Origin of the sequence: Halothiobacillus sp. (assembly GCF_027346185.1) — a bacterium.
Taxonomy (GTDB): Bacteria; Pseudomonadota; Gammaproteobacteria; order Halothiobacillales; family Halothiobacillaceae; genus Halothiobacillus.
This window is the reverse complement of sequence record NZ_DAIESY010000021.1, coordinates 1-12,645: the sequence shown is the minus strand read 5'-3', so window position 1 is coordinate 12,645 and position 12,645 is coordinate 1. Positions and strand designations below refer to the sequence as shown.

Below are 12,645 nucleotides of genomic sequence, written 5' to 3'. Positions count from 1 at the left end.
GAGCGGTCGACGACATCCACGCCGCCATCTCCGAACAGAGCGCGGCGGCACGCGAGGTCGCCGCCCGGGTGGAGCGCATCGCCCAGATGGCCGAGAGCAACTCCAGCGCCAGCCAGCAGACCAGCCAGACCGCCGAAAACGTGTCGCGCATGGCCAACGGCCTGAACGAGCTGGTGGCCGGCTTCCGGGTCTGAAACGGCGGCCAACGCCGCGGTTTTGCGGAGTATTTCCCAGGAAAGCCCGGGGCGCGGTAAAATCGCGCCTCTGATTTTTCCGGGCTTTTTACACCACCATGTTCTCCGCCGACCACACCATCCAAAAAACCGATCCCGAACTGTGGGCCGCCATCCAGGGCGAGGCCAAGCGTCAGGAAGACCACATCGAGCTGATTGCCTCGGAGAACTACACCAGCCCGGCGGTCATGGAAGCCCAGGGTTCGGTGCTGACCAACAAGTATGCTGAAGGTTATCCAGGCAAGCGCTACTATGGTGGTTGTGAATACGTCGATGTGGCCGAGCAATTGGCGATCGATCGCGCGAAGGAGCTGTTCGGTGCAGATTATGCCAACGTTCAGCCGCACTCCGGCTCACAGGCCAACGCCGCTGTCTTCATGGCGCTGATCAATCCCGGTGACACGATTCTCGGCATGAGTCTGGCGCATGGCGGTCACCTGACCCACGGTTCGAAGGTGAATTTTTCCGGCAAGATCTACAACGCCGTTCAATATGGCATCGATGATCAAGGCTATATCGACTACGCCGAAGTCGAGTCACTGACGCGTGAACATAAGCCAAAATTGATTGTGGCCGGTTTTTCCGCGTACTCCCGCGTGATTGATTGGTCCCGCTTCCGTGCGATTGCCGATGAAGTGGGGGCCTATCTCGTCGTTGACATGGCACACGTAGCCGGTCTGGTCGCGGCGGGTATTTATCCCAGCCCTGTCCAGATCGCCGATGTCACTACCTCGACCACGCATAAAACCCTGCGCGGCCCCCGCGGTGGCATCATTCTGGCGAAAGCCAACCCAGAGGTGGAAAAGAAACTCAATTCCCTGGTCTTCCCCGGCACACAGGGTGGCCCCTTGATGCATGTGATCGCCGCCAAGGCCGTGGCGTTCAAGGAAGCCCTTGAGCCTTCGTTCAAAACTTACCAGCAGCAGGTTGTTGATAATTCGCGCGCGATGGCCAAGGTATTCGTTGAGCGCGGCCTGGATGTGGTTTCTGGCGGTACAGACAATCATCTGTTTCTCGTTAGCCTGGTGAAAAAGGGTCTGACCGGTAAGGCCGTCGACGCGGCCCTTGGGCAGGCGCACATCACCGTCAACAAGAACGCCGTGCCCAATGATCCGCAGTCACCCTTCGTGACCTCCGGTATCCGTGTCGGTACGGCTGCCATCACGACACGCGGTTTCGGCATTCAGGAAGCAACCGAATTGGCGGGTTGGATGTGTGATGTGATCGACGGGATTGACGATGCAGCCGTCATTGCCGAAGTGCGTGGCAAGGTTACTGCATTGTGCCGTCGCTTTCCGGTCTACGGTAAGTAAGCAGCACCGGGGTATTGATCTGTGCAGTGCATTGCGTGCGGGCATCCCAACACCCATGTGATTGACTCGCGCATGGTCGAGGGTGGAGCGTCCATCCGTCGCCGTCGGGAATGTCTTGCCTGCAAGCAACGCTTCACCACCTACGAAACCGCCGACATTCGCTTGCCGCGCATCGTGAAAAGTAACGGTGCCCGGCAGTCGTTCAATGAAGAAAAGCTTCGTTCGGGCATGATGCGCGCGCTCGAAAAGCGTCCGGTTGCCACCAGCCGAATCGATGATGAAATCGATCAGATCAAGAAAACCCTGCAAGCCACAGGCGCAAAGGAAGTGACGGCGCGTAAGATCGGCGATCTGGTCATGCAGGCATTGCGGCGACTCGATCAGGTGGCCTATATCCGCTTTGCTTCGGTATACCTGAGCTTCGACAACGTGGAGGCCTTCCGCGCGGCGATCGAGGGCCTTAATCAGGATTCACTCGGTCAAGAAAGTCTGAGTACGAAATCAGAAAAAGTGGATGACGCGACCAAGGGTGATCCCGATGCCGGCTGAGTTTGTGCAGGCAGGCTTTTCGCCGGATGACACTCGCTGGATGCGCGAAGCCCTGGCTCTGGCCGAGCGCGGCATCACGTCGACGCAGCCTAATCCACGGGTGGGTTGCGTCATCGTTCAGGCGGGTGAAGTTGTCGGTCGAGGTTTCCATGCGCGCGCAGGGGCCCCCCATGCCGAGGTGTTCGCCTTGCAGGAGGCGGGCAAACGCGCCAATGGGGCAACCGCCTATGTCACGCTCGAACCCTGTGCGCATGTGGGCAGAACACCCGCTTGCGCACCGCAACTTGCCGCTGCCGGGGTTCGCCGTGTGGTCACCGCCATGACCGATCCCGATCCGCGAGTGGCGGGGGAAGGGCATGCCATCCTGCGTGCAGCGGGTGTGCAGGTTGAGTCTGGCTTGCTTGAATCCGAGGCGCGTTGGCTTAATCGCGGGTTTTTATCCCGTATCGAGCGCGGACGTCCCTGGGTCACGGTCAAGATTGCCCAGTCGCTCGATGGGCGCACGGCACTTGCCAATGGCGAAAGCCGCTGGATTACGGGCGAGGCGGCCCGGCGCGATGTGCAGTTTCTGCGCGCGCGCCACGCTGCGATTCTGACCGGTGTGGACACCGTGCTCACCGATGATGCGCGCCTGAATGTACGTTTGTCGCCCGAAGATCTCGCGATTGACGGCGCGGTGCGACAACCTTTGCGCGTTGTGCTCGATAGTGGCTTGCGCCTGCCGCCGTTCGCACCGATTTTCGATGTGCCAGGCGACGTGCGTATCTACACACGCGATGTGGATGCGGGTATCCATCACGATGGTTTGACCGCGCGGGGCGTTCAACTGGTGGCAGCGCCTCAGGCCGATTCCGGTCTGGATCTTGCGTTCATCCTGCGTGATCTGGCGCAGCAGGGCATCAGTGAGGTCTTGGTCGAATCAGGGCCAAAACTGGCGGGTGCCTTTGTCGACCAAGGCTGGGTGGATGAGTTGATCATCTATCAGGCGCCCATCTTGCTGGGGCACAAGGCCCAACCCTGTCTTGCCTTACCGTCACCGGATCGGCTCGATGGTGCGCCGCGTTGGCAGATTCGGGACACCCTGACGGTGGGGCATGATCTTCGCATCACGCTGGTGCCACTCGCTGATTCATCCGGTGCTACTGGATGATGTGCTGAACAATCGCCATGGGTTTGCGATATGAGTCTGCGATATAGGAATGTATTGCACGCCCAGTCCAACAGGCTCCTGGAAAATCATCTTTGAAAAACCTTATCTCCGGAGGAAGGCCATGTTTACCGGCATTATTCAGTCTGTTGGTTCAATGCGGACCATGACGCCCAAGGGTGGTGATATCCAGTTGACTATCGATGCGGGCAAGCTGGATATGAACAAGGTCGCCCCGGGTGACAGCATCGCGGTCAACGGTGTGTGTCTGACCGTCACGGCTTTTGACGCGCACAGTTTTACCGTGGATTGTTCGCGCGAGACGCTGAAACTCACCACGCTCGGTCATCTGAAACCGGGTTCGCCGGTGAATCTTGAAACGGCACTGACCTTGTCCACGCCGTTGGGCGGGCATTTGGTGAGTGGGCATGTCGATGGTCTGGCCGAAGTGGAATCGCGCAGCGAAGAGGCGCGTGCGACCAGTTTCTGGCTGCGGGCGCCCGATGATTTATCGAAGTACATCGCAAAAAAAGGATCGGTGACCATCGATGGCGTCAGCCTGACCGTCAACGATGTGGATGGTTCACGGTTTCGCCTGACCATCATCCCGCACACGCTGGCACAGACCATCATGGGGCAGTACCGCGTGGGGAGTCAGGTGAATATCGAAATCGATGTGGTGGCGCGTTATCTCGAACGATTGCTGGCAGGGCAGGCGAGTTCAGCCAAACATCCCTACGCCGACTACATGGGCTCTCCTTATTCGGCTGGTTGAGCCGCGATTTTTGCCGAGAGTAACGGGTTTTCAAGCGATCAGGCGTCGTCAAATGCTAGAATTCATCCCTTGACCCAAACATATAAGAGCCCGATCTAAATGAGCTTCAGTTCAATCGATGAAATTCTGGAAGACCTCGCTGCAGGGCGTATGGTCATCATTGTTGATGATGAAGATCGCGAGAATGAAGGTGATCTGCTCATGCTGGCAGAGAAGGTGCGGCCAGAAGACATCAACTTCATGGCCCGTTTCGGGCGCGGGTTGATTTGCCTGACCTTGACGGAAGCGCGTTGCGCTCAACTCAAGCTGCCCTTGATGGTCTCGCAGAACCGCGAGCAGTTCTCGACGGCGTTCACGGTATCCATCGAGGCGGCTCATGGGGTAACTACCGGGATTTCCGCTCAGGATCGCGCACGGACGGTACAGGCCGCCGTGGTGAAGGATGCAAAGCCCACCGATATCGTGCAGCCGGGTCATGTTTTTCCTTTGATGGCCCGGGCAGGCGGCGTGCTGACTCGAGCTGGGCACACCGAAGCGGGTGTAGATCTGGCTCGATTGGCAGGTGCCCAGGAGCCCGCGGCGGTGATTGTTGAAATCCTCAACGAGGATGGCAGCATGGCGCGCCGGCCTGATCTTGAGATCTTCGCCCAGACCCATGGGCTCAAGATCGGCTCGATCGAGGATTTGATCCGCTATCGCATGAAGCATGAACGTTCCATCGAGCGGGTGGCCGAATCCGAGATCGAAACGCGCTGGGGGACGTTCCGATTGGTTAGCTACAAGGACCACAGCACGGGGCAAACGCACCTTGCGATGGTTCGGGGCAAGCCCTCGCCAGATACGCCCATCGCGGTCCGGGTGCATGTGCACCAACCGGTTTGCGACTTGCTTGAACCCCTGGGTTCGGATTGCGGTTGGCCCCTGTCCGATGTCATGGCACGGCTGGGGCAGATGGGCGAAGGGGTCGCCATTATCCTGCGCCCTATGATTGACGAAGACGACGTGCTCCAGCAGCTTCGCCACTGGCAAACCGGCGAAATGCCGACGACTCCCGCCAAGGATCATGTCCGAACCTACGGCGTGGGTGCACAAATTCTGAAAGATTTGGGCGTTCAGCGCATGCGCGTGATGAGTGCCCCCAAACGCTTCCATGCCTTGGCGGGTTATGGTCTGGAAGTCGTGGATTACATTTATGATGAAGTCGCCCAGGCGACTGCCGAAATGGCAAAATAACAAATTGATCGTGGGAGCAAAAGAATGAGTATGGCCGGAATTAAGATAATTGAAGGCGGACTGACCGCCACTGGCGAGGCGCGTTACGCCATTCTGTCCACACGATGGAATGCCTTCATTGTGGATCGTCTGGTCGAAGGCGCTATCGATACCCTCAAGCGTTCGGGTGTGCCGACTGACGCCATCACTCTGATCAAGGTGCCGGGTGCATACGAGCTCCCCTTGGTTGCCCAACGCGCCGCGGCCAGTGAACGTTTTGATGCAATCATTTGTCTAGGTGCGGTGATCCGGGGATCCACAGCGCATTTCGATTACGTTGCCGGCGAAGCGGCCAAAGGTATTGCCGCTGTGGCCATGGACTTCGACTTGCCCGTCATCTTTGGTGTATTGACGACCGACACCATCGAGCAATCGATTGAGCGTGCCGGCACCAAAGCAGGCAACAAAGGCAGCGAAGCCGCCGCCACGGCCATTGAGATGGTCAATCTTGTCAAGCAACTGGATCATATCGAGTGACTAAACTCTCTGAATTCCCCTGGGAACAATCGAAGGCGTCCTTAGCTGATTCTGTAGGTGCTTGTGATCCCGTATCCGATGATGCGGCGCAGGAAGAGGCAGTACCTGCCATGTCGAAATCCAGGTCGAAATCCAGATCAAGCCACCCGCCCCGCAAGCCATCGCCGAAGAAGCGCTGGCGCTGGGCTCGCGAGCGGGCTGTTCAAGCGTTGTATCAACAAATCCTGAACCATACACCCGTCGATTTGCTGGATGCGCAGTTCATGGAGGATGCCTTCATGCTCAAGGTCGATCTGGAACTGTTCCGTAGAATCGTACGCGGTGTGTCGGCGAACGAGGAATCGCTTGACGAGGCCTACTCACCCTTGCTGGATCGCCCGCTTGCGGAAATCGATCCGATCGAGCAGGCGATCTTGCGTCTTGGCGCGTTCGAATTGATTCACACGCCGGAAATCCCGCGTGCGGTGGCCATCAATGAAGCGGTGGAAATGGCCAAGCTGTACGGCGCAACGGATAGCCACAAATACATCAATGGCGTACTGGATAGGTTGGCGGACCGGGTGCGCACTGCCGAGCCACGCGCATAATTTTAAATCAATCGTTCTTCAATGCGCGCAAAATGCCGCATTCGCGTATCGAACGGCCGCGGGCATCGCATTGCAAACTCAGTGCGCGCAATTGCATTTCCAGCGACTGCAAGGCCAGAATGCGTGCATGCACGGCTTCGAGGTGCTTTGACAGCAAATGATCGATGCGGCGGCAATCGTCCGCTGGATTACGCTGCGCCTGCTGCAAGCTGGCGATGTCGTCCAGCGACATATCCAGTGCTCGGCAATGACGGATAAAAGCCAATTCGCCCAAGTGCCACTTGTCATACAACCGATACCCCTGCGCCGTCCGTGCGGGTGGTGACAACAAGCCGAGTTTTTCGTAATAACGCAGGGTTTCGACCGTTAAACCGGTCTGTTTTGCGACCCCGCCTATCCGCCACTGTTTCATGACATTCTGCCCCACTTGACTCTGAAGCCGCTTCAGGGTTTTTACTGCATCCCTCATTAAACCACAAGAGGAAAAAGCATGGCTGGTTGTTGCCACTCTGATTCTTGCCAACTGCCACCACCGAAAGAAGGGCCATTTCGGCGCGCATTATGGATTGCGCTCGTGGTGAATTTGGCCATGTTTCTGATCGAGATCGTGGGCGGATTGCAAGCGCATTCGGTTTCCCTATTGGCCGATTCCGTGGACTTTGCCAGCGATGCGGCGAACTATGGCATTTCCTTGGCCGTATTGTCGCTGGGGGCATTATGGCGTTCTCGCGCTGCGTGGGTGAAAGGCACGTCGATGCTGTTGTTTGGGGTGTTCATCGCCGGTCATGCCGTTTGGTCGGCTGCGTGGGGCATCACACCAGAACCCATTGTCATGGGGGCGATTGCCTTGCTTGCGCTGTTGAGCAATGGCGGCGTTGCGGTGATGCTGTATGTCTTTCGTAATGGTGACGCGAACAGCCGCTCAGTCTGGCTGTGCAGCCGCAATGATGCCTTGGGCAACATAGCCGTTTTGCTTGCGGCACTGGGTGTTTTCGGCACCGACAGCCGATGGCCGGATTTGATTGTGGCGCTGATCATGTCATGGCTGGCGATTTCCGCCGGTTGGAGCATTGTTCGCCAGGCACGTAGTGAACTTCGTCTGGCGTCAACTCAGTCGCCAATCAAGGTACCAGCCGAGGATAAAGCGGCGTCCTGAATTGATCATTTCTTTTTGCGCATTAAGCGCGTTAGAAAATCAGGGCCAGAAGTACCAGAGCACCAGCGCGCCGAAGAGAATCCGGTAATAGGCAAAGCCTTTGAAGGTGTGTTTGCTGATGTAGTGCAGCAGCATGTTCACAAACACCAGGCCGGAAATGAATGCGGCAATGAACCCGATGATCATCATGTGGATGTCTTCGGGATGCAGCAGGTGCATGTGTTTGATCAGGTCGAACAGCGTGGCGGCGAGCATGGTCGGGATGGCCAGGAAAAATGAGAACTCGGTCGCCGTGGTCCGCGACAGGCCGAACATCATGCCGCCCATGATGGTCGAGCCGGAACGGGACGTGCCCGGAATCAGCGCAAAGCACTGCGCCACGCCGACTTTGAGTGCATCTTTCCAGCTCATGTCATCGACATGGTGGATACGCGGCGCGGGCGCGAACCGTTCGACCAGTAAAATAATGAACCCGCCGATAATCAAGGCAACGGCCACAAACAGCGGGTTGAACAGATGCGCTTTGATGTAGCTGTGCGTTGCCAGCCCGATAATGACGGCGGGGATGAAGGCCACAATCAGATTCAGGGTGAATTTTTGTGCGCTGCGCTCACGCGGCAGGCCCACCAGCACGGTTGTCAGTTTTTGCCGATAAAACCACATCACCGCCAGAATCGCGCCCAGCTGGATGAAAATCTCGAATACCTTGGCGCCATCGCCCGTATAACCCAGAAAATCCGCGGCAATGATCAAATGGCCGGTGGATGAAATCGGCAAGAATTCTGTGGCACCTTCAACCAGACCAAGAACGGCGGCGGTGAGCCAGTCGGGCAACATCATGTTAGACACCTCAACAATAGGCAGGCAAAACAAGCCCGGTAGCTTATCCTAAATCGGTTGATTGAGGCAGGCGGCTTAGGATTACCATTTCGTCATCCTCATCGGGTTCGGCGACTATAGGGTTCAAGCCTGTAATGCCGTGATATGCGCGGCCACGCTGCGGGCCAGCGCGTGCGGTTCATAGCCTCCTTCCAGCAAGGAGATGATTCTGCCTTGGGCATGGCGGTCGGCGATGTGTACCAATTCATGTGTCAGCCATTCATAGTCGGCTTCAACCAGCCCCCAACCGCCCATATCATCGAGCAGGTGACCGTCAAAGCCTGCCGAGATGACAATCAGTTGGGGTGCGAAGGCATCGAGTCGGTCGAACCAAGCCGCTGATACGCCGCTGCGCCAGGTGTCGCCCCGGGTACCTTGAGGCAAAGGAACAGGCAGGCAGTTGTCGCCAGAGGGCGGGACGCCGCTATACGGGTAGAACGGGTGCTGAAAGCTCGAACAGAACAGGATGCGTTCGTCGCCCGCCACGATATCTTCCGTGCCATCACCGTGGTGAACATCGAAATCAACAATGGCCACCCGGTCGAGTCCAGTATTTGCCAGTGCGTGACAGCAGGCGATAGCCGCATTGTTGAACAGGCAGAATCCGGCTGCTTTGTGTTTTCCTGCATGATGCCCCGGTGGACGGATGGCGCAGAAGGCGCGTCGGTTCGGCTGGGCCATGACCCAGTCGACGGCGGCAATACCGCTTCCTGCGGCATGACGTGCGGCGGAAAGGGTGTGTGGCATGAGCACGACATCCTGATCGTACAAAAAACCGCCAACCTCCGGCGCATTCTGAAAAACATCTTCGACATACGCCCGTTCATGGGCGAGGCAGAGTTGCTCCTTGGTGGCAGCCGGTGCGGTCAGATGAACCAGCCAGGGTTCGATGCCCTGGGCGATCAGATGATCCTGGATTTCGGTGAGGCGTCGTTGGTTTTCCGGATGCGGCACACCCCCGATCAGGCCATTGCTGTGCAGCAGGCAATCGGGATGCGTGATATAGGCAAGATTCATCGGGTTGCCATCCTGGATGTTTATCGTGGGTGGTGATCGTGTGAATCTATTTTGCGCGGGCGCATCGATCAGAGCAAGATAACGCGCGGATGAAGCCGTTTACGGGCCGGGCGTGATCCTATAGGGTACCTCGGAAAACCCCGTCCTCGGGATTTTTCGAGGACGTTTATTGCGGGAAACCCGCAACGAACTCTCGCTATTTCAATCGCTTTCGCGATTGCGCGGCACCACATCCATGTGGTGCACGGGCGCCTCGAAAGGTTTTTGGAGGCGCCCTATATTCAGCAATCCATGCAACAAGAGGATGAGTTAATGGCAGGGCATATTCTCCAACCGATGTTCAATCCGCGAGGCGTGGCCGTTTTCGGCGCCAGTGAGCGCGAGGGCGCCGTGGGCACCATGGTACTCGCGAATCTGGTGGAGGCGGGATTCAAGGGGGCGATTGTCCCGGTCAATCCCAAGTACACGCAGGTTCAGGGTCTGCCTTGCGTGCCGGATCTTCTGCACCTCGATCAGCCGGTTGATTTGGCCGTCATTGCGACGCCATCTGTTTCTGTTCCGGGTATTCTCCGGCAATGCGGTATGGCGGGCGTGAAGTCTGCAGTGATTCTCTCCGCGGGGTTTGGTGAAGGCGGGGAAGCCGACCGTTCCGAAGGCAAGCGACTGATGCGCGAGAGTCTGGAATTGGCGCAGCAGTTCGGTATGCGTCTGATGGGGCCGAACTGTCTGGGTGTGATGCGCCCCGGTATCGGCCTGAATGCGACATTCAGCCACAATCAGGCACTGCCCGGTAAGCTGGCACTGGTGTCGCAATCGGGCGCTCTGGTTACGGCGGTGCTGGATTGGGCACAAAGCCGCGGAGTCGGGTTCTCCGCTATTGCCTCGACAGGCGATGCGGCAGACCTCGACTTTGGTGACTTGCTGGATTATCTGGCGCTGGATACGCAAACCACCGGCATTTTGCTTTACATCGAAGGCATTAAGGACGCCCGCCACTTTTTGAGTGGCTTGCGGGCCGCGGCGCGCATGAAACCTGTGATCGTGCTCAAATCGGCGCGTCACGCGGCCGGTTCAAAAGCGGCAGCAACCCATACAGGGGCGTTGATCGGTGCGGACGATGTGTTCGACGCGGCGCTCACGCGGGCTGGTGTCGTTCGGGTCGAACGCATTACCCAGTGGTTTTCAGCCGCACAGATACTGGCCAGCGGCCTCGGCTTGCGGGGCGATCAGCTCCTGATTCTCACCAATGGCGGCGGGCCGGGCGTGATGGCCACCGATCGGGCGGCCGATCTGAACGTGCCTTTGGCAAAATTGAGTGACGCAACCTTTACCGCACTGAATGCAGCATTGCCCGCGACCTGGTCGCACGGCAACCCGATGGACATCATCGGGGACGCGACGGCCGAGCGCTACGAGACGGCGTTGCGCCTTTCGTTGGCAGATCCGGGCGTGGATATGATCATCGTGATGCTCACACCACAGGCCATGACCGATCCGACCGCCTGTGCCCAGGCCGTGATCGATGTGGTCAAATCCCAAACGGGATATAAAAAGCCGGTTCTTGCCTGCTGGATGGGTGAAAAGCTGGTGAACGAGGCTCGTGACATGTTCGATGCCGCGAATATCCCGCAGTTTCGTTCACCGGAAACGGCAGTCGAGGCGCTTTCCTACTTGCTGGCGCATCGACGTAATCAGCAGGTGCTGATGCAGACGCCGGGTCCAGCCCTGGCTGAACAATATCCGGATGTTGCTGGCGCGAGAATGATTCTGGCCGCGGCGCGCAGCGCAGGTCGCAAGGTGCTTACCACGCGAGAGTCCAAGGCGATTCTCAATGCGTTCCATATTCCCACCACGCAAACGATTCTGGCGCGAGATGCGGACGAAGCCATGCTGGCGGCCGAGTCGCTCGGGTTCCCGGTTGCCCTGAAAATCAGTGCGCCGACGTTGACGCACAAAACCGATGTTGGCGGCGTGCGTTTGAATGTGCGCAGTGTGCAAACCACGCGGCAACAGGCCCAGGAGATGCTCGATCGTGTTCGGGCACAACATCCCGAGGCGCAAATCGAAGGGATTACGGTGGAGCAGATGGCAGAGGTCGGTCATGCCCGTGAATTGCTGCTGGGCGTGACGCGTGATCCGGTCTTCGGTCCGGTCATCGCCTTCGGCATGGGTGGCATTGCCGTGGAAGTGTTGCGTGATCGGGCGCTTGCGCTACCTCCTTTGAATGGCTTGTTGATCGATCGATTGATCGCGCAGACCCATGCGGCCCGGATGCTCGGTCCGTTCCGTGATGCGCCTGCCGTCGATCGAAAGTCATTGGATCAAATTCTGATGCAGGTTTCCGAGCTGGTCTGTGAGTTGCCCGAGGTGGCTGGTATTGATATCAATCCGCTCCTGGCCGGTGAGTTGTCTGTCGTGGCCGTGGATGCCCGGATTGAACTGACCGAACGCATGCCGATTCAGGAACCCTATGCCCATCTGGCGATCCATCCCTATCCGGCTTCGTTCCAAAGAGAGATCGTGCTGGATAACGGTCAGGTCATCAAGGTGCGTCCCATTCGACCCGAAGATGCCGAGATCGAGCAGCGTTTCGTACGCGGGTTATCAGAGGAAACGCGGTATTTTCGTTTCATGCGGATGCTGAACGAACTCACACCCGAGATGCTGGTCAGATTCACCCAGATCGACTACGACCGCGAAATGGCCTTCATTGCCTTGTACGCACCAGAGGGCGGTGAAGAGGTGGAAGTCGGCGTGACGCGATACAGCCTGGAGCCGGATGGTGAAAGCGCCGAATTTGCCCTGGTGGTGGCGGACGAGTGGCACGGGCGTGGCCTTGGCAGTCATCTGCTCGAAATGCTCATCGATTACGCCCGACGGCGTGTCGTGCGGTATTTGTTCGGGGACGTTTTGTTGCAAAACGAACCCATGCGGCAACTTGCGGCCCGAACGGGGTTCAGCGAGCAGGTGCTTGAATCCGATAAGGACGCCATCCGGATCTCGCGGCGCTTGTAAGTCTTTCGGACTGATATATTCCAGGGCGGTTACAAGGACTGAGTGCAGCAAAGTTATTGGATTGAAGCTGGAGCATCTCCTTTGCTTATTGATCCGGAACATAGAAGATTGAACTTTTGTTAACGGGTTTTGTCTTTATTTGCATGGATAAAGAAGATGCAAGATTTCAAACCCTGGAGCAGTTGCATGAACGGCGTAAACAAGTCGTTCGACTGCATCGCAAAG

Annotated in this window: 13 protein-coding genes; 10 read left to right on the top strand and 3 right to left on the bottom strand. The window is 57.7% G+C overall.

Annotated elements, in window-relative coordinates:
* From M7R55_RS01655 to nusB, 8 genes are all read left to right on the top strand, one after another.
* Positions 1 to 194 (top strand): hypothetical protein (locus tag M7R55_RS01655; RefSeq protein WP_298217903.1); only part of this gene is annotated, 194 nt, incomplete at its 5' end.
* A gap of 98 nt (positions 195 to 292) precedes the next feature.
* Entirely contained in the window at positions 293 to 1,546 is a 1,254-nt protein-coding gene (glyA, locus tag M7R55_RS01650; protein ID WP_298217901.1) for a serine hydroxymethyltransferase, read from the top strand.
* A gap of 21 nt (positions 1,547 to 1,567) precedes the next feature.
* Positions 1,568 to 2,095: a transcriptional regulator NrdR gene (gene nrdR, locus M7R55_RS01645; protein ID WP_298217899.1), complete on the top strand. Its 528-nt coding sequence runs from the start codon at positions 1,568 to 1,570 to the stop codon at positions 2,093 to 2,095.
* Positions 2,085 to 3,245 (top strand): bifunctional diaminohydroxyphosphoribosylaminopyrimidine deaminase/5-amino-6-(5-phosphoribosylamino)uracil reductase RibD, encoded by a 1,161-nt coding sequence (gene ribD / locus M7R55_RS01640; protein ID WP_298217898.1) that lies wholly within the window; start codon positions 2,085 to 2,087, stop codon positions 3,243 to 3,245. Before nrdR ends, ribD begins: the two co-directional genes overlap by 11 nt.
* 121 nt (positions 3,246 to 3,366) lie before the next feature.
* A complete protein-coding gene (locus M7R55_RS01635) occupies positions 3,367 to 4,017 on the top strand; it encodes a riboflavin synthase (protein WP_298217897.1) in 651 nt (216 codons plus the stop codon).
* A gap of 99 nt (positions 4,018 to 4,116) precedes the next feature.
* Positions 4,117 to 5,250, top strand: coding sequence for a bifunctional 3,4-dihydroxy-2-butanone-4-phosphate synthase/GTP cyclohydrolase II (ribBA, locus tag M7R55_RS01630; RefSeq protein WP_298217895.1), 1,134 nt, complete (start codon positions 4,117 to 4,119; stop codon positions 5,248 to 5,250).
* A gap of 30 nt (positions 5,251 to 5,280) precedes the next feature.
* Positions 5,281 to 5,766: a 6,7-dimethyl-8-ribityllumazine synthase gene (ribE, locus tag M7R55_RS01625; RefSeq protein WP_298217906.1), complete on the top strand. Its 486-nt coding sequence runs from the start codon at positions 5,281 to 5,283 to the stop codon at positions 5,764 to 5,766.
* Positions 5,763 to 6,353: a transcription antitermination factor NusB gene (gene nusB / locus M7R55_RS01620; protein WP_298217894.1), complete on the top strand. Its 591-nt coding sequence runs from the start codon at positions 5,763 to 5,765 to the stop codon at positions 6,351 to 6,353. Before ribE ends, nusB begins: the two co-directional genes overlap by 4 nt.
* Positions 6,354 to 6,360: 7 nt before the next feature.
* Here the strand turns inward: nusB and M7R55_RS01615 are convergent, their stop codons facing one another.
* On the bottom strand, positions 6,361 to 6,765 hold the full coding sequence (locus M7R55_RS01615; protein ID WP_298217892.1) for a MerR family transcriptional regulator: 405 nt from the start codon (positions 6,763 to 6,765) through the stop codon (positions 6,361 to 6,363).
* 78 nt (positions 6,766 to 6,843) lie between these two features.
* Between M7R55_RS01615 and M7R55_RS01610 the strand changes: the two genes are divergently transcribed.
* Positions 6,844 to 7,509 carry a cation transporter gene (locus tag M7R55_RS01610; protein WP_298217890.1) on the top strand — a complete coding sequence of 222 codons (666 nt, stop codon included), beginning with the start codon at positions 6,844 to 6,846 and terminating at the stop codon, positions 7,507 to 7,509.
* 39 nt (positions 7,510 to 7,548) lie between these two features.
* Here the strand turns inward: M7R55_RS01610 and M7R55_RS01605 are convergent, their stop codons facing one another.
* Positions 7,549 to 8,349, bottom strand: a complete 801-nt coding sequence (locus tag M7R55_RS01605) for an undecaprenyl-diphosphate phosphatase (protein ID WP_298217887.1) — start codon at positions 8,347 to 8,349, stop codon at positions 7,549 to 7,551.
* A 123-nt stretch (positions 8,350 to 8,472) separates the two neighbouring features.
* The gene (locus M7R55_RS01600) at positions 8,473 to 9,405 is read right to left on the bottom strand and encodes a histone deacetylase family protein (RefSeq protein WP_298217886.1); all 933 of its coding nucleotides are present in this window, start codon (positions 9,403 to 9,405) and stop codon (positions 8,473 to 8,475) included.
* Positions 9,406 to 9,717: 312 nt separating this feature from the next.
* Here M7R55_RS01600 and M7R55_RS01595 point away from each other — a divergent pair, with 312 nt between their 5' ends.
* A complete protein-coding gene (locus M7R55_RS01595; RefSeq protein WP_366881124.1) occupies positions 9,718 to 12,420 on the top strand; it encodes a bifunctional acetate--CoA ligase family protein/GNAT family N-acetyltransferase in 2,703 nt (900 codons plus the stop codon).
* Positions 12,421 to 12,645: the final 225 nt, after the last annotated feature.

What these genes read in the sequence shown, in the direction of transcription:
- ribE (WP_298217906.1), top strand. Translation starts at nt 5,281, where the DNA reads ATGGCCGGAATTAAGATAATTGAAGGCGGACTGACCGCCACTGGCGAG.
- ribD (WP_298217898.1), top strand. Translation starts at nt 2,085, where the DNA reads ATGCCGGCTGAGTTTGTGCAGGCAGGCTTTTCGCCGGATGACACTCGC.
- M7R55_RS01600 (WP_298217886.1), bottom strand. Translation starts at nt 9,405, where the DNA reads ATGAATCTTGCCTATATCACGCATCCCGATTGCCTGCTGCACAGCAAT.
- M7R55_RS01615 (WP_298217892.1), bottom strand. Translation starts at nt 6,765, where the DNA reads ATGAAACAGTGGCGGATAGGCGGGGTCGCAAAACAGACCGGTTTAACG.
- M7R55_RS01595 (WP_366881124.1), top strand. Translation starts at nt 9,718, where the DNA reads ATGGCAGGGCATATTCTCCAACCGATGTTCAATCCGCGAGGCGTGGCC.
- glyA (WP_298217901.1), top strand. Translation starts at nt 293, where the DNA reads ATGTTCTCCGCCGACCACACCATCCAAAAAACCGATCCCGAACTGTGG.
- M7R55_RS01605 (WP_298217887.1), bottom strand. Translation starts at nt 8,349, where the DNA reads ATGATGTTGCCCGACTGGCTCACCGCCGCCGTTCTTGGTCTGGTTGAA.
- M7R55_RS01635 (WP_298217897.1), top strand. Translation starts at nt 3,367, where the DNA reads ATGTTTACCGGCATTATTCAGTCTGTTGGTTCAATGCGGACCATGACG.
- M7R55_RS01610 (WP_298217890.1), top strand. Translation starts at nt 6,844, where the DNA reads ATGGCTGGTTGTTGCCACTCTGATTCTTGCCAACTGCCACCACCGAAA.
- ribBA (WP_298217895.1), top strand. Translation starts at nt 4,117, where the DNA reads ATGAGCTTCAGTTCAATCGATGAAATTCTGGAAGACCTCGCTGCAGGG.